We start from the raw sequence: 17,246 nt of genomic DNA on the forward strand, positions 1-17,246 counted from the left end.
ACTCAGGGCATTCGATCTCCGACTCTTCGGCGAACAAAGACTAGCGCGACATGGCTCAACAAGCAGACGATAAATCCACTGCCAGCTCTGGCCTGAATCTGAGGGATGTGTTTCTCATTGCCGTGATACTCGGCTTGCTGATTCCCGCCTCCATCATCAGTTATCTCAGCTTCAACATCCAGAAGGACAATCTGACTACCCAGCTGGACACCGACCAGCGCCGTCTGCTCGACATTGTCGCGCTGGGCATGCAGGAGCCGTTGTGGAACCTCAGCCGCCAGGCCGGCAATCCGCTGATCTCGTCGGTGATGGAAGACCCGCGGGTGATTTCCATCCGGGTGACGGATACCCAGTCCAACCAGGTGTTCCTGTCGGCGGTGCGCAGCGAGCGCCGCATCGGCAGCGTGTCCTATGTGGAAAAGCCGGTGATCTACCGCGGCGAGGCCATCGGCCAGGTGACGATGGAGTTCGATAACGAGAACCTGGCCATCGCGCTGAGCAACCAGGTGAAGAACATCCTGATGATCCTGGCGGCGCAGCTGGTGCTGTCCATCATGCTGATCATGAGCATTCTGCACTCGCGCTTCCTCAGCCCGATGCGGCTGTTGACCGAGCAGGCGCGGCTGCTGGCGGAACTGAGGCTGGATGCGCCGTTCGAGTGGTCGCGCCGCGACGAGCTGGGCCGGTTGGGCACCCACCTGGAGTGGACCCGCTCCGAGCTCAAGCGCCTGGTGGACGAATTGCGCGCCAAGACGCTGGCGCTGGAAGCGGACATCGCCCGCCGCCGCGAGGTGGAGGACGCGCTGCGCCGCTCGGAGAACAAGTACCGCGAACTGTTCTGGTCCAATCTCGACGGCATCGTCATCAGCTCGCTGGACGGCCAGGTGATAGACGCCAACCCGGCCTTCCTCAACCTGATGTGCTACAGCCTGGACCAGCTCAAGCAGCAAAACTTCTGGAGCCTGGTGGCGGAGGAGAGCGAGGCGCTGGAGCGCTTCAACCTCGACAACAAGGTGCTGCGCTTCGGCTATTGCGACGAATTCGAGGCCACCTATCTCAACCGCTTCGACAACCAGGTGCCGGTCAGCGTGAAGACGGTGGCGATGCGCGACGCCTTCGGCCGCATCAACGCGGTGTGGCGCATGGTGCGCGACATCTCGGAAAAGCGCGCGGCCGAGGAGCGGGTACAACTGGCGGCCAAGGTGTTCGAGAACACCGTCGAAGGCATCATGATCACCGACGCCGACCGCCGCATCCGCAGCGTCAACCGCGCCTTCACCGAGATTACCGGCTACACCCAGCACGAGGTGCTGGGGCAGAAGACCAGCATCCTGTCCTCCGGCCGCCATGACCAGCCCTTCTACGACCAGATGTGGCAGGCCATCGCCGAATACGGCTCCTGGCAGGGAGAACTGTGGAACCGCCGCAAGAATGGCGAGGTGTACCCGGAATGGCTGGCGATCAACGCGGTGCGCAACAGCCTGGAGGAGATCACCCATTACGTGGCGATCTTCAGCGACCTGACCGAGCGCAAGGCGGCCGACGAGCGCATCCAGTTCCTGGCCCACTTCGACGTGCTCACCAGCCTGCCCAACCGCATGCACATGCAGGACCGGGTGGAGCTGGCCATCCACAACGCGGTGCGCGACGGCCAGCGGCTGGCGTTGCTGCTGCTGGACCTGGACCGCTTCAAGACCGTCAACGAATCCTTGGGCCACTCCGCCGGCGACACGCTGCTGCAGGTGGCGGCCGACCGCATCCGCACGGTGCTGGGGCCGGGCGAGATGCTGGCGCGCCAGGGCGGCGACGAATTCATCGTGCTGCTGCCGCTGATTTCCGATCCGGGCGAGGCGGCGCTGGCGGCGGAGCGGGTGCGCGAGGTGTTCGCCAATCCGATCGAGCTGCACAACCACGTGATCACCATCACCCCGTCCATCGGCATCAGCGTCTACCCGGACGACGGCCGCGATTACGAAACCCTGGTGCGCAACGCCGACGCGGCGATGTACCACGCCAAATCGTCCGGCCGCAACAGCTACAAGTTCTACACCGCCGACCTCAACGCCCGCGCCCGCGAAATCCTGGCCATCGAGAGCCAGCTGCGCTTCGCGCTGGAGCGCGACGAGTTCGTGCTGCACTACCAGCCGCAGGTGGAGATGCAAAGCGGCCGCATCATCGGCGCCGAGGCGCTGATACGCTGGAACCATCCGTCGCTGGGCTTGTTGGGGCCGGTGCGCTTCATCCAGGTGGCGGAGGAGCGCGGCTTCATCGTGCAGATAGGCAACTGGGTGATACGCGAGGCCACGCGCCAGCTGGTGGCCTGGCGCACCGCCGGCCTGCCGGAGCTGACGCTGGCGATCAACCTGTCGGCGCTGCAGTTCCGCCAGCCGGACCTCGCCGAGCAGCTGCAGCACGCGCTGGCCTCCAGCGGCCTGCCGGGCCATGCGCTGGACATCGAGGTGACCGAGAGCATCATCATGGAAGACGCCCAGGCCACCATCCAGACCATAGACAATATGAAGAACATGGGGCTGAGGTTGTCTATCGACGATTTCGGCACCGGCTACTCCAGCCTGTCCTACCTCAAGCGCTTCAAAGCCGACAAGCTGAAGATCGACCGCTCCTTCGTGCGCGACATCCCGCAGGACGCCGACGACAGCGCCATCGCCCGCGCCATCATCAATATGGCCAAGAACCTGAACATGCAGGTGGTGGCCGAAGGCGTGGAAACGATGGAGCAGTGGCAGTTTCTGGAGCAGGAGGGCTGCGACTTCGTCCAGGGTTACCTGATCGCCAAGCCGCTGGCCGCCGACGACTTCGCCGACCTGCTGACCCGCGACAGCCTGCTGCCGCAAAGCTGAGCCTGCCCGCATCCTTTCCATTCCGGCCCGCGCGCCCCGCCCGCGGGCCTTGTCTTTGTCTTTTAGGGAGATGGCTGCCGCCTGTCAAAATCTTGCAGCATTGCCCGGCCGACTTGCCATACTGATAAATATTTCATGGCGCCGGCCGCCGCCGTTCCGGGCGGGCAAGCCTTATTCCATCCCAAGCCTGCAGCATCGGCCTGATGGACCTCGCAAGGGGACGCGATGGCAGCCCATAAGCAGCGCCTAAACCTTATCATTGTGTTGGCCTACATCCTGATCGCGACGATCTGGGTGGTGGTGCCGGATGTGCTGGCGGGCAGGCAGGATGGCCGCGGTGTTTCTCCGGGCAGCCTGGCTTGGGACAGTTTTTTCACGTTTGTGTCCGCTTCGCTGCTGTTTTTGGGCTTGCGCGGATCGCCGCCCGGCCAGCTTGCCGCGCTGGGCCGCCTGGTCTTCTGGCTGCGGGTGTCGGCCAAATATCTCCCCATCCTGATCACGAGCTCATATGCCGCGCTGGCCTTGTTGGCGATGACGGTTCCCGATCTATTGTTTGCGGACATGGGAAGCGAGCGGCTGAAAACCTGGTTGACTGTGGCCTGGGATGCGTTGTTTGTCGGTCTTTCCTCCGCCGCGCTGATATATGGTTTGCGCCGCTTGGGCGGTGACGATGCGGTGGTGGAAGGCTTCGGCCAGCCTCTGCGGCGCGGTTTCGCCTATGGATTCGCGGTGGCCGGCGCGTTGCTGGCGGCGGCGGTGCGGCTCAGCCTGCATCCGGCCTTTGCCCAGCATCACATGACGATGCTGTTCCTGATTCCGATCAGCCTGAGCGCCCTGTTGGGAGGACTGGGGCCGGGACTGACCGCCACCGGGCTGACCAGCGCTTGCCTAGCCTACCTGTTCGTCTACACCGCCGGCTCGACCGAGCACCCTGCCGAGGCGTTCCTGCCGCTGAGCCTGCTGGTGTTGAACGGGGTGATCCTGAGCGTGCTCAGCGAACTACGCCTAAGGGTCCGAACCACGCTGCAGGCCTCGCTGCAGAAATTGCAGACGCAGTCGTGCGAGCTGCAGCAAAGCGACGAGCGCTTTCGCGCGCTGTTTGCCGGCAGTCCGGTGGCGATGGCGATTTCCCGGCAAAGCGACGGCAAGGTTGTGGAGGTCAACGATGCTTTCCTGGAAATGTTCGGCCTGGAGCGGAAGGAGGTGGTGGGGCGCACCACCCTGGAACTGGGCATCTGGAGAGCGCGGGCGGATCGAGACCAGTTGCTGGAAGAGTTGCGTGCCCGTGGCCGGGTAAGCGGCGCGCCGGTGCAACTGGCGCGCGCAGACGGCGGCATCCTGTACGGCCTGATCTCCTTCAAGAAGATAAGTTTCGCCGGAGCGGACTACATCCATGGCGTGGTGCTGAATGTCAGCGCCGGATACCTTGCGCAGAAGGCTCTGGAGAGAAGCGAATACCAGTTCCGGCTGCTGGTGGAGGCCACCACCGATTATGCGTTCTTCTGGCTGGACCCGGAAGGTAGGGTGCTCAGCTGGAGCTTGGGCTCTCAGGGCATCAAGGGTTATACCGCCGAAGAAATCATAGGCCGCCGTTTTGACTGTTTTTATACCGAAGAGGATAGGGCGGATCAGGTGCCGCAGCATTTATTGGAGCACGCGGCGCGCACTGGCCGGGATGAGCATGAAGGCTGGCGGGTGCGCCGCGACGGCAGCCGTTTCTGGGCCAAGGCCATTTTGTACGCGATACGCGGCGAGGACGGCGAGTTATTGGGCTTCACCAAGATCACCCAGAACCTGACGCAGCAAAAGGCGGTGGAGCAGGGGCTGCGCGACAGCGAGGCGCGTTATGCCGGCATGATCCACTCCGCGATGGATGGCATCATCAACATAGACCAGCAGCAGCGGATCACCCTGTTCAATCCCGCCGCCGAAGCCATGTTCGGGCTGACGCGAGAGGCCATGCTTGGCCAGCGGCTGGATCGTTTGCTGCCTGTCCAGCATCGCGAGCGGCATGGTCAACTGGTGGAGGCTTTTGGCAGAACCGGCAAGACCAGCCGGATGATGGGGGGGCAGGGCAGAGTGAAGGTGCAGGGGGTGCGGGCCAATGGCCAGGTTTTTGATCTGGAGGCCTCCATTTCCCAATTGGAAATCAAGGGGGAGATGTCGTTCAGCGTGATCTTGCGCGACGTCAGCGAGCGCGAACGGACGCTGGCGGAGCTGACGCGCCAGTTGCAGCAGTTGGAATCGCTGAACGATCTGAGCCGGGCGATCCTGGCCGCCCACGATCCTTTCCAGATTGCGCAAGTGGGTTTGCGCCATCTGCGCAAGCTGGTGCCGTTCTGGGGCGCGACGGCGATGATCATCGACTGGGAGGAGCGTTTCGCCAAGGTGTTGGCGGTGGAGCGCTCCCCTGGCTCCAGTTACGACCCGGGGCAGCGCCTGAGCTTGCACAGCTACGGCCTGGACGATCTGGAGCTGTTGGCGAAGGGCCAGGTCTGCCGGGTGGACGACCTGGCCGCATTGCCGCGACGCTCGGTTACCTTGGAGCGGCTGCTGCAACAGGGGATGGGCTCTTATATCCGCATCCCGCTGCTGGCGGAAAACGCCTTGCTGGGCGTGCTGAACCTGGCCTCTAAGGAGCCGGGGGCCTTCAGCGCGGAACAGCAGGACATCGCCGAAGCCTATGCCCGGCAATTGGCCATAGGGCTGCAGCAATCGCTGCTGCGGGAGCGGGTGGAGCGTTTGAACCGGGTATACGAGGTGCTGAGCCGGATCAATACCCTGATCGCGCGTTGCCACGACCTGGATGAACTGTTCAAGGGCGTCTGCCGCATCGCGGTGGAGGCCGGCGCCTACCGGATGGCCTGGGTCGGAACGATAGACCCGGACAGCCTGGAAGGCAGTGTTGTCGCCGATTGCGGCGTGGAGCGGGATTATTTCCAGAAGATAGAGCTGAGCGCCAGAGACGACTCGCCATTCCGCGACCGGCCTGGCTGCCGCGCCGCGCGGCTGGGCGAGATGGTGGTGTGCAATGATGTGCAGTCGGACGCGTCGCTTGATCCGCTGCGAGCAGATCTGGAAAAGTTCAACGTGAGGGCGGTGTGCTGTCTGCCGATTACCGTGGGCGACAGGACGGCGGCGGTGCTGGCCTTGTTCGCCGGCGACGCCGGCGCTTTCGACAAGCAGGAAATCAGCCTGTTGCGCGAGCTGGGCGGCGACATCGCTTTCGCCATGGAGCACATCCAGAATGAAAAGCGGCTGGATTATCTGGCCTATTACGACAGCCTGACCGGCCTGGCCAATCGCTCGCTGCTGGGGGAGCGCTTGGGCTTGCGGATGGCGGCGGCCGAGCGCAAGGGGGACCGGTTTGCGGTGGTCTTTTTGGACATCGAGCATTTCAAGGCGGTCAACGATGTATTTGGGCGCCAGACCGGGGACAATTTGCTCCGGCTGCTGACCGCAAGGCTGGTCCAGTATTTTGCCGACGACAGCCTGCTGGCGCGCATCGGCGCCGACCAGTTCGCGGCGATACTGCCCGATGCCGGCAATGAGGAGGAGGCCGCCAGACGGGTGGAACAAGTGCGGCAGTCTTGCCTGGGCGCGACTATGGATGCGGTGGAGGGCAGCGATCTGAGGTTGTCCGCCAAGCTGGGCATCGCCATGTATCCGGACGACGGCCAGGATGCGGCAACCTTGCTGGAGCATGCCGAATCCGCTTTGAAGCGCGCCAAGGCGGCCGGGGAGCGCTTCCTGTTCTACCGTCAGGAAATGACGCAGCGGGCGGTGGCGGCGCTGGCGCTGGCCAACAAGCTCAGGCTGGCGATAGAGCAGGAGCAGTTTGTCCTGCATTACCAGCCCAAGGTGGATGCCGGCAGCAGCCGCGTGGTGGGCGTGGAGGCGCTGATCCGCTGGCAAAGCCCGGAGTTGGGCCTGGTGCCGCCGGCGCAGTTCATTCCCATGCTGGAAGAGCTGGGGCTGATCGTCGAGGTCGGCGCCTGGGTGCTGCGCCAGGCGGCGCGCGACTACCATGCGTGGAGGGCGGCCGGACTGGACGCGCCGAGGATTGCGGTCAATGTGTCGCCGCTGCAGCTCAGGCAGGCGGACTTCGTGTCGGTGCTGCAGGCGGCGCTGGCGCTGTATCCGGACGACATGGGCCTGGAGCTGGAAATCACCGAAAGCCAGATGATGGACGATATGGACTGCAATATCGCCAAGCTGCGCCAGGCGCGCGAGCTTGGCCTGGCGATCGCCATCGACGACTTCGGCACCGGCTACTCATCGCTGGCCTATCTGGCCCGGCTGCCGGTGCAGGCGCTGAAGATAGACTGTTCCTTTGTCCGGGACATGCAGCAGCAGCCGGAAGCGATGACTCTGGTGGAAATGATCATTTCCCTGGCCCACGCCATGGGCCTGGAGGTGATAGCCGAGGGAGTGGAGAGCCGCGAACAGGCGGATGTGCTGACCCGCCTGAGCTGCGATGTGTTGCAGGGCTTCTGGTTCAGCATGCCGTTGCCGGCCGACGAGCTGGCCGCCTATCTGCAGCGCGAGCGGCGCGAGGCCGCCAGCCTGCTGCGCGGCTGAGGCTCAGAACGAGAAGCGCGCCCCGATCGACGTGGTGTAGCGCGGCGCCAGCTGCACGCCGTTGACGTGCTGATACAGCGGCAATTGCACAAAGCCGTACAGCGAAATCTGCCGGTTCAGCGGCGCGGTGATGCCCGGGCTGAGGTAGACCAGGGTGCCGCCGGTGCTGACGGTGTCGGCGTTGTTGCCGGCATCGTGCTGGACGTAGCGGGCGTTGATCTGCAGCTGCGGCATCCAGCCGGCGAAGCCGGTGTAGCGCACGCCCAGATTGAGGTTGACTCCGGTGCCGGGGCGATACTGATCGGACGAGTCCAGCGCGCTTTGAACCGTGGCCTGGGTGAAGTAGCTCCAGCTGCGGTTGAAGTCGCCGAAGTAATAGGCGCCGACGATGGCGTCGGTGGTGCCGGTGCCGGGCTGCAGGCCACGGTCTATCGGGGCCGGCGCGCCGGGCGCGCTGGGGTCGGTGGAGATGCCGGCCTGGGTGTGGCTGCCGGTGGGTAGCTTGAGGCCGAACAGCAGGCCGAAGTTGCGCGCGGCGGCGAAGCCCTGGTAGCGGCCTATCACTTTCACATCGCCCAGGTCCGAAGTGCTGGAGGTGTAGGCGCCGTCGGCCGGACTGGCGCCGTCCGAGCCGGTGCCCAGCGTGCTGTGGCTGCGGTCGATGTAGGGCAGCTGCACATTCACGCCCCAGTCGTCCGAGAAGGTGTAGTCGAAGCCCAGCGTCAGATACTGGTTGCGGGTGTATTGCTCCACTTCCTGATTGCCCTGGCTCAACTGGCTGGCCGCAGCCGGCGTGATGGCGCCGCTGCCGCTGCGCAGCTGGTTCTGGTCCAGGTAGTCGTAGCGGATGTCCATTTTCAGGCCGGGCTGGGTGGTGAAGCCCTGGCTTTCCCAATCGGAGCTCAGGGTGCAGCCGCAGCTGGCGCAGGCCAGCGCGGAGCCGGACGACGCGGCGATCAAGAGGGCGGGCAGCAGGCGCGGCAGGGAGGCATGGCGAGCAGGCATGGTTTTTCCTTGTAGTGGCATGGCGCGCCGCAGTATGGCCATTTGGCGGGCTCCCGGCCTGCGGCAAAACGTCGCAGCCAAGCATGCGCGCAAGGCAGTTTGGCATGATTGACGGCATTTTGCCGGGACGCTGGCCTTTTCTGTCCGGAAAGGCCAGGAGTATTGGCCGCCGCTGCCAATTCAGGGTGGTTAATTTGTATGAAGCGGGGCGGGGAGGCGTGAAAACCGGGCAGGGGCAAGGGGCTTGCCGGCTGTCCGGTTGGGGAAGATCAGGCTGGGCGCGGCTTAGCGGTCGCGCGGGTAGTCGCGGTGCTCGTCGCGGCGCTCGTCATGATGGTCGCGATGATCGTAGCGGTCGTGATGATCGAAGTGGCGTTGCTGGTAATGCGGCACATATACCCGGTTGTACCAGTCGTCTTTCACGAACAGCACGCGCTGGCCGCAGGCATGGTACTGGCGGCAGTAGCGGCTCCAGTGGCGGGCGTGTTCCGGCGGCACCCGCAGGTAGATGGGAGGCACGCCCACCGGCACCGGCTGCACCATCACGGGTTGGGCATAGACCACTTGCGGTGGCGGGTAGCCGCCGATGTCGATCTGGCCATAGAAGCCGGGCTGGCCAATGCTGATGGATACGCCGACATTGGCGGCCTGGCTGGGCATGCTGGTCAGGGATGCGGCGATCAGCGCCGCGGCAGTCATCACGCGTTTCATGTTATCTGTCCTTTTCTGGCATGCAGGGTTGCAAACGTATGTTCGGACTATGGCAGCGTTTTGTTTCGCAAGCGCAAAGATTGCAACAGCAGTGATGTCGATTTGTATACGTTTACAAACATGATTGTGCCCTGATCGTCGATCTGTCCTGAGCGATGGAATCGGTGCGGCGCTTGCCGCGTGTGGATAGCCGGCTGCCGGATGGCCGGCGGTGGCGGCAAGTTTTTCGCGTGCTGGCTTGGCGGGGGGCGGGCAGGGATTGTTTGATGAAACGGCAAGGCGGCTGTCGCCGTTTGCCTTGCCGTTTCAGCCGCGGTGGCTGGCCTGCCTCAGATCGTCTGGAAGTAGAAGCGGTAATCACCTTGGCCAAACAGCATGGACATGCTGGTCAGATTGCTGTTGGCGGGGGTACCGACCAGAGTCAGCTCCGGTATCGAGTCGTAGCCAAACTCGTAATGGTTGGTCTGCCGGTTGAAGGCGAACTGGTAGAAGGTGTCGGTGCTGCCCACCTTGAAGGCGTACAGCCGGTAGTTGCTGCCGTCGAACAGCATCGACCAGCGGTGCCAGTCGGTATCGGGTGGCGCGCCGGTGACGTTGAGGGTGGGAATCGAGTTGTAGCCGTACTCGTAGTGGTTGGTTTCGCGGTTGAAGCCGAACTGGTAGAGCACGGTGGGGGAGCCCAGCCGGCGCAGATACAGCCGGTAGGTGCTGGTGCTGCTGTCGTAGAGCATGGACAGGCTGCTGGCGTCGGCATCCGGCGGCGCGCCGGTGATCTGCAACTCCGGAATCGAGTTGAAGCCGAACTCATAGGAGGAGGTGGCCGGGTTGAAGGCGGCCTGGTACAAGGTGTTGGCGCTGCTGCCCTTGAAGAAATACATCCGGTAATACTCGCCGTCATTGAGCATGGTCCAGCGCGTCCAGTTGGTATCGCTTGGCATGTTGCGGATCGCCATATTGGGGATGGCGCCGCCATAGGCGAACTTGTAGGTGCTGGTGTTCGGAACATAGGCGAACTGGTTGACTGATGACATGGTTGCTTCTCCATTGAGTGGTTGAAATGCTGCAAAGTCCGGTGACATCAGGGCTGGCGCCGGAACCTGCCCGGCGCGGAAGGCGATGCCGGCGCCTGGAACGGGCCGCGCGGCATCGCAACCGCCAGTCACGGCAGCCAGCCGGGCAAGGCGGGCTGGAGATGGCGGCGCTGTCATGGCCCGGTGTTTTCCGGCTGGCGCGGCAGCGCCGGGCCGGACTGGGGCCTTTACCATTTCGGTGTTGATCCACAGTGCCGGAGAAGGGCTGCCGACGCCGTGGCGATGGCGGCAGGCACCCGATCCCGTTCATGAATGGCGGAGCAAAGCTTGCAGCTGGCGGATAACCGAATAGGATTCTGTTTGCCGAATGGCGGAGTTAATTGGAAGCGGCACTTTGCTAATTCAATCAAGCTGGTTTTAAATGGCGATTTTGCCAGCGGCAATGCGGGCATTCATGTCAGTTTTTGGCGTTGCCGTTTGAAAAACAAAACGGCGCCGAGTAAATATTTTGGCAAAAGCCTATATGCCTGAGCCAAAGCGACATCAACTGAAGCAGTTCAATTTGGACAGTTTTATCGTCAGCGGCAAGCGATGAGAATGTCTATTGGAGTTCAATGCCGGACTTGAACCTCGCGTACAATGTTTCAATGGAAATTGAATTTGAAAAGACTGTTCCAACCATAGTCAATCCCGTCTTGGAAAAAAATTACTCAATGGCAAGATAAGAAACACTACTTACGATTGCTGTTGTTTTTCTCTCACATCCGGCGCGGTTATCCCGCCCGATCCTGTCAAGCCGGCCGCCCTGGGTGGTCGACGCTGTCCCCTTCTTGCCTTCGCCGGCATTGCGTTGGTCTTTTGGATGGCATTGGCGGGTAAATATCTACTGTCATAAAGACGGCGGCGATCCGGAAAAAACCGGCGTTATATTTTGCTCCAGGCTCATGGCGAAGCCGTTTTCGCCGCGCCGGGCCGTTACGGAAAGCGAGCCAGTCGAAATATGCGGATCCATTGCAGAGCAAAACGCGGGAGCGGCGCGCCGGCAGGCCGCGTCCGGGCAGGAACTGGCGCGTGGTGGTGGGTCTGTTTGCCCATTGCGCTGGGGCTGGCAGCCTGCGGCGGCCGGGAGGCCAGGCCGCAAGCGGCGGATATGCAAAAAGCCGAGGCCTTGCGTCCCGGCGACGCGGGGCTGGCGGAAAAATATCAGCGCTCCTGTCTGATCTGCCATGGCGCGCCCGCCAGCCAGGCGCCGCTGACCGCTTTTGCCCCCGCTTGGGAGCCCAGGCTGCGGCAAGGCATGCCGGCCTTGCTGGCGCATGTCCGCGACGGTTTCCAGGCGATGCCGGCCCAAGGCTATTGCAATGACTGCAGCGACGACGAACTGGAACGCCTGATCGTCTTCATGGCCGGCGCGCCAACCGGAGCCAATCAATGAAACCACTCGCGATGACCCGCCGACGCTGGCTGCAACTGGGCTCCGCCGCGATGCTGGCCGGCATCGCCGGCCGGGGAGGGACGCAAGCCGCCGCCGGATCCGCCAGCGCTTACCGCTGGCGCAGCTGGACCGGCATCAACCGCTGCCAGGCGCTGGCGCTGGAGATGCCGGCGGACGAGGCCGAGCTGGCGGCGCTGCTGCGCGGCAACGACGCCGCCTTGCGTTGCGTCGGCTCCGGGCACTCGTTTTCGCCGCTGGTGCCCACCGCGGGCCGGCTGCTGTCGCTGGACCGGATGTCGGGCGTGGTGGCGCAAGACAGGACGGCATTGACCGCCACGCTGCTGGCGGGCACCCGGCTGGCGCAGCTGTCGCGGCAGCTGGATGGCCAAGGCCTGGCGCTGCGCAATCTGCCGGATGTGGATGTGCAGACCTTCGCCGGCGCCATCAGCACCGCCACCCATGGCACCGGCGCGCGGCTGCAAGCCTTGCACGCCGATGTGTTGGCGCTGCGGCTGCTGACGCCGGCGGGCGAGGCGCTGGAGTTCAGCCGGGACCGGGATCCGGAGCTGCTGCAGGCCGCCAGGGTGTCGCTGGGCAGCTTGGGAGTGGTCACCCAGGCCACCATCAGCGTGGTGCCGGCTTATTATCTGCAACGCAAGGTCTGGTTGAGGCCGTTGGCCCAGCTGCTGGAGGCGGCTCCGGAATTGGCGCGGCAGCATCGCAATTTCGAATTCTATTACCTGCCCTTCACCGGCTATGCGGCGGCGATCACCCATGACGTCCGGGCCGGCGGCGCGGTGTCCCACCCGGAGTCGAACGACGAGGACATGTTGCGCGAACTGCGCCGGCTGCGCGACTGGCTGGGCCGCGTGCCCGACCTGCGGCGCTGGGTGGCGCAAAAGCTGATAGACCCGGCGCAGACCGAGCTGGCGCTGGACAAGTCCTGGCGCCTGCTGTCCACCGCCCGGCCCACTCCGTTCAACGAGTCCGAATGCCATGTGCCGCGCGAGGCCGGCATCCGCTGCGTGCGCGAGGTGATACGCAAGCTTGAGCAGCGCAACGAGGTGTTCTTCCCGCTGGAGTTCCGCTTCGTCGGGGCCGACGAAGCCTGGCTCAGCCCCTTCTACCAGCGCGACTCCTGCTCCATCGCCGTGCATGCCGCGGCGGGCGAAGCCTACGACTATCTGGTGAGCGATATCGCGCCCATCTTCCGCAAATACCAGGGCCGGCCGCATTGGGGCAAACTGCATGCGCACCGGGCTATCGATTTCGCCGCCCTGTATCCGCGCTGGAACGATTTTCTGCAGCTCCGGCGGCAGTTCGATCCCAAGGGCCGCCTGCTCAATCCGCATCTGCGCCAGGTATTCGGGATCCGCGCATGAACCGGCGCCAAGTGCTGGCCGCTTGCGCTTTGGGCGCGCTTGCCGCCGCGGCATACGCTCTCCGGCCGGCGGTGCGCGGCGGTCCGCATGACGGCTATTTCCGCAAATTGTCCGCCGCGTTGCGGCAGGCCGGCATCGGCACGCCGACGCTGGTGTTGGACCGCGAGCGGCTGCACGCCAACGCGCGGCAGATTCTGCGCAATCTGAATGGCCGCCTGCCGCTGCGGGTGGTGGTGAAGTCGCTGCCTTGCCCGGCCTTGCTGGAAGAGGTGGCGGGCCTTGCCGGCACGCAAAGGCAGATGCTGTTCAGCCTGCCGCAGCTGTTGGCGATGGCGCGGCAGGATCGCGACATCCTGCTGGGCAAGCCGTTGCCGGCGCCGGCGGCGCTGGCTTTCTACCGTCAGTTCGATGGTCGCGGCTTCCAGCCTGAGCGGCAACTGCAATGGCTGGTGGACACCCCGCAGCGGTTGGCGCAATACCGCGAGCTGGCGCGCGGCCAGGATCTGCGGCTGCGAGTCAATTTCGAGATAGACGTGGGTCTGCACCGCGGCGGCATCGCCAGCCTGGAGACGATGCGGAGCATGCTCGACATCGTGCAGGCCGAACCGCGGCTGCAATGGGCCGGACTGATGGGCTACGACGCCCACGTCGCCAAAATTCCCAATCTGCCCGGCCTGCGCGAGCAGGCCCACGCCCATGCGCGCGCGAGGTACGCGGTTTTCGCCGACGAGGTGAGAGCCAGGCCAGGGGTGTTCGGCAGCGCCAAGACGCCATGTTTCAATGCCGGCGGTTCGCCGACCTACCGGCTGTACGACGGTTCCGGCGTGGAGAACGAAGTGGCGCTGGGTTCGGCCATGGTCAAGCCAAGCGGCTTCGACAGCGCCATGCTGGCGGACTTGCAGCCGGCCTGCTTCATCGCCGCGCCGGTGTTGAAGGCGCAAGCGCCATTCGAGCTGCCCTACGGCGTGGAATGGCTGGGCGGCCTGCTGCGCGCCTGGGACGACAACGCCCGGCGCGGCTATTTCATTTATGGCGGCAACTGGTTGGCCGACCCAGTCTCGCCGCCGGGCCTGAGCGGCAGCGGCTTGTACGGCGCCTCATCCAACCAGCAGGTTCTGCTGGGTTCCGGCCGCCAGGCGCTGGCGGTGGACGATACGGTGTTCTTCCGCCCGCGCCAGAGCGAGGCGGTGCTGCAGCAATTCGGCGACATCGCGGTATACGAGCATGGCCGGATAAGCGAGATGTGGCCGGTTTTGCCAGCCACCGGCTAGTGTCGATGCCGGCGGCGCGCGGATCGCAAAGCGGTCGTGGCTGGCTGAAGGGACAGCACCCCTTTTCCGGTCCTGGCCATACCATGCCGATGGCTCAGTTAGGGCAGCGGTGAAGCCGCAACCGGCCGGAGCCGTTCCTTGATCCTTCCACTCGCAAAGGAGTCATGCATGAACCTATTCGCCAAACCCGAGCGCCGCGCGCTGGCTGACGACGCATCGCCGATGCCGCAGCTTCCTGGCCGTTTCATCATGGGTTTCTGGCATAACTGGCCATCGTCGCCCGGCAACGGCTACCAACGGGGACAATCGGCGGATATGGCGCTCACCGACATCCCAGAGGATTACGGCGTGGTAGCGGTGGCTTTCATGAAGGGCGCCGGCATCCCGACTTTCAAACCGTACGATATGAGCGACGAAGCCTTCCGCGCCCAGGTGGCGGAGCTGAACCGCCAGGAGCGGTCGGTGCTGATCTCGCTGGGCGGAGCCGACGCTCATATCGAGCTGCACGCCGGGCAGGAAGGCGCGCTGGCGGAAGAGATCATCCGGCTGGTGGAAACCTACGGCTTCGACGGGCTGGACATCGACCTGGAGCAGAGCGCGATTTCCGCCGCCGACAACGCCACGGTGATCCCGGCCGCGCTCAAGCGGGTGAAGGACCACTACGCGGCGCAGGGCCTGCACTTCATCATCAGCATGGCGCCGGAGTTTCCCTACCTGAAGCCGGACGGCGCCTATGCGGCCTATCTCGCGGCGCTGGACGGCTACTACGATTTCATCGCTCCGCAATACTACAATCAGGGCGGTGACGGCGTATGGGTGGACGAGTTGAACATGTGGCTGGCGCAGAGCGACGACGAGCACAAGGAAGACTTCCTGTACTACCTGACCGACAGCCTGATCCATGGCACCCGCGGCTATCTGCGCATCCCGGCCGACAAGTTCGCCATCGGCCTGCCGGCCAACGTCGATGCCGCCGCCACCGGCTTCGTCCGTGATCCAGAGGCGGTGTTCGGCGCGCTGAGCCGGCTGGAGGCGGCCGGCAACCCGATCCGCGGCCTGATGACCTGGTCGGTCAACTGGGACGGTGGCCGCAATGCCGCCGGCGCATCGTACGACTGGGGCTTCATCGCCGATTACGCGCCGTTGCTGGAAGGCGGAGCGGAGGGAGAGCGTCCTGCCGCGCCGGGCAATCTGCGCGCAAGCGAAGCGGGCGAGGATTTTGTCGCGCTGAACTGGCAGGCGCCCGTCGGCGTGGCGCAATACCGTGTCTACCGCGACGGCCAGGCAGTGGGCTTGACCACTTCCACCAGCTATCGCGACAACGGCTTGCGGCCCGGTATGGATTACCGTTACCAAGCGACGGCGCTGGATGAGGCCGGCCGCGAATCTTTGCCTAGCAACAGCGTGGTTGCGCATACCGAAGGCGGAGGGGGCGAGCCGGATTTTCCGGAATGGTGGAACGGCCATTACTACCAGGTGGGCGATGGCGTCAGCTACCAGGGCCGCCGTTACCAGTGCCTGCAGGCGCATGAGTCGAATCCGGGCTGGATGCCGGACGCCGCCATCACGCTGTGGCGGCTGATCTAGGCGCCGCCGGATGGAAAAACCGTCGCGGATGCGGCGGTTTTTCATTTAGCGGCCTTGCGCTTATGCATCGGGCCTGCGTTTCCGCCATGGCCAGGCTCCGGCGCGCTCGCGGTTGTCGGCTGGCTAAGAGATGGCGGTTAATCATGGCGCGCGTTCGCTGCTGATCGCCGTTATTCTCCTGCTGATCGCACACCTGCCGGCATCGCATCGCATCGCGGCGCGGAAACGCGATCGGCCCCGGGCAAGCCGCGCGGGGCCGATCTGTCATCGCCAGGCTTGAGCGTGGTGTGCGCTGCCAAGCCTGCGCAGACGCTTAGACGTAGTCGCTGTTGTCATCCGCGGTGTCGTCGGAAGTGTCGGACACCGACGGGTAGTCGTCCTGCGATTGGGATGCCTGTTGGTAGCCGCCGGCGGAGTCGGACTCGTAGTAGTTGTTGACCGTGATGTACTGCTCCACCGGCGCTTCGTGTTCGGCAAAGCCTTGGCTTGAGCCATGGTCAAAACCGCCGCCGCCGCTGTGGCCGCTGTGCTCGTTGCCGCCAAACAGGCTTTCAATGCCTTGCACCAGGAAGGTGCCGGCCGCTACGCCGGCGGCGGTGGTGGCTACATTGCCGAGGAAGCTGCCGACGCCGCCACTCAGAAAACCGGAACGCTGGGCCGGCGCGGGTGGCTGATATGCCGGAGCCGGTTGTTGGTAGGCAGGCGCGGCCGGAGGGTAAGCCGGCGCAGGCTGCTGGTAGGCGGGAGCCGGGGCGGCCGGACGCGGCGCGGCGGGCGCGCCACTCCAGGCGGCGCCGGGGCTAGGGTCAAGGAAAGTGCCGGGCGCGCCAGCGGTGGCCGGGGGAGCGCTGCGGGCGGCTTGCAGATCGTTTTGCACCTGGGCGATCTGCGCCTTGGCGGCATTCAGCGCCTGTTCCTGCTGCATGCAGCGCAGCACCAGCAGATAGGCGGCGTCGGGTTGCGCGGCCACAGCCTGCGTGATGGCGGCGTTGGCTTGCGGGTCTTTGGCCACGCCACGGGTTTGTACCAGTTGGTTCAGGAAATTTTGCAGTGCTTGGGTTTCTTGCGGCGACATGATGGTCTTTCTGGGTTGAACGGGCCGGGATGGCGCAGCCTGATGCTCATTCCGGCAAAAAAATGCCAAATTAATTTGTAAACGTATTGTATATGGATTTAGGGTTTTTCAGCAGTGACGGATGTGCGGTTGCGGCGCGAGTGTGAATAGTAGCATTGGACAACTCTGGCATCGGCGGAGATCAGGCCAGACCAATGCCCGTTCATCATGGCTGCTAGCGTTTTCCGCATCGGCATGGGGGATGGGAGCGGCAGCGTCCTGCCGAGAGGGAAGCAAAAGCGGCTAGCTCATTCATGGGCTGTCCGCA

Annotated in this window: 11 protein-coding genes; 7 read left to right on the forward strand and 4 right to left on the reverse strand. The window is 64.3% G+C overall.

The genetic code is table 11. The features are described 5' to 3' along the window. The first annotated feature begins 50 nt into the window (after positions 1–50). Together BI344_RS09075 and BI344_RS09080 are read left to right on the forward strand one after the other, a co-directional pair. Positions 51–2,861 carry an EAL domain-containing protein gene (locus BI344_RS09075; RefSeq protein WP_071112629.1) on the forward strand — a complete coding sequence of 937 codons (2,811 nt, stop codon included), beginning with the start codon at positions 51–53 and terminating at the stop codon, positions 2,859–2,861. Between the two features lie 225 nt (positions 2,862–3,086). Beyond that, positions 3,087–7,442, forward strand: coding sequence for an EAL domain-containing protein (locus BI344_RS09080; RefSeq protein WP_083370139.1), 4,356 nt, complete (start codon positions 3,087–3,089; stop codon positions 7,440–7,442). Positions 7,443–7,445: 3 nt separating this feature from the next. Here BI344_RS09080 and BI344_RS09085 read toward each other — a convergent pair whose 3' ends face one another. The 3 genes from BI344_RS09085 to BI344_RS09095 form a co-directional block, all read right to left on the reverse strand. Beyond that, entirely contained in the window at positions 7,446–8,447 is a 1,002-nt protein-coding gene (locus tag BI344_RS09085; protein ID WP_071112631.1) for a hypothetical protein, read from the reverse strand. Between the two features lie 285 nt (positions 8,448–8,732). Next, on the reverse strand, positions 8,733–9,158 hold the full coding sequence (locus BI344_RS09090; protein ID WP_071112632.1) for a hypothetical protein: 426 nt from the start codon (positions 9,156–9,158) through the stop codon (positions 8,733–8,735). Positions 9,159–9,487: 329 nt separating this feature from the next. Continuing rightward, positions 9,488–10,189: a hypothetical protein gene (locus BI344_RS09095; RefSeq protein ID WP_071112633.1), complete on the reverse strand. Its 702-nt coding sequence runs from the start codon at positions 10,187–10,189 to the stop codon at positions 9,488–9,490. Positions 10,190–10,516: 327 nt separating this feature from the next. On the opposite strand from BI344_RS09095, the gene BI344_RS23795 reads away from it, so the two are divergent. The 5 genes from BI344_RS23795 to BI344_RS25795 all read left to right on the forward strand — a co-directional run bounded on the left by BI344_RS23795 (position 10,517) and on the right by BI344_RS25795 (position 15,864). Next, on the forward strand, positions 10,517–10,720 hold the full coding sequence (locus tag BI344_RS23795; protein ID WP_139166934.1) for a hypothetical protein: 204 nt from the start codon (positions 10,517–10,519) through the stop codon (positions 10,718–10,720). 619 nt (positions 10,721–11,339) lie between these two features. Beyond that, on the forward strand, positions 11,340–11,624 hold the full coding sequence (locus tag BI344_RS09100; RefSeq protein WP_204378031.1) for a c-type cytochrome: 285 nt from the start codon (positions 11,340–11,342) through the stop codon (positions 11,622–11,624). Next, positions 11,621–13,006 (forward strand): D-arabinono-1,4-lactone oxidase, encoded by a 1,386-nt coding sequence (locus BI344_RS09105; RefSeq protein WP_071112635.1) that lies wholly within the window; start codon positions 11,621–11,623, stop codon positions 13,004–13,006. The genes BI344_RS09100 and BI344_RS09105 overlap by 4 nt, the downstream gene beginning before the upstream one ends. Continuing rightward, positions 13,003–14,277: a DSD1 family PLP-dependent enzyme gene (locus BI344_RS09110; RefSeq protein ID WP_071112636.1), complete on the forward strand. Its 1,275-nt coding sequence runs from the start codon at positions 13,003–13,005 to the stop codon at positions 14,275–14,277. The genes BI344_RS09105 and BI344_RS09110 overlap by 4 nt, the downstream gene beginning before the upstream one ends. Before the next feature lie 168 nt (positions 14,278–14,445). Next, positions 14,446–15,864: a carbohydrate-binding protein gene (locus tag BI344_RS25795; protein ID WP_071112637.1), complete on the forward strand. Its 1,419-nt coding sequence runs from the start codon at positions 14,446–14,448 to the stop codon at positions 15,862–15,864. Positions 15,865–16,177: 313 nt separating this feature from the next. Here BI344_RS25795 and BI344_RS09120 read toward each other — a convergent pair whose 3' ends face one another. After that, entirely contained in the window at positions 16,178–16,939 is a 762-nt protein-coding gene (locus BI344_RS09120; protein WP_071112638.1) for a DUF2076 domain-containing protein, read from the reverse strand. Between the last annotated feature and the right edge of the window lie 307 nt (positions 16,940–17,246).

It is taken from the genome of Chromobacterium sphagni, assembly GCF_001855555.1.
Classification (GTDB): Bacteria; Pseudomonadota; Gammaproteobacteria; order Burkholderiales; family Chromobacteriaceae; genus Chromobacterium; species Chromobacterium sphagni.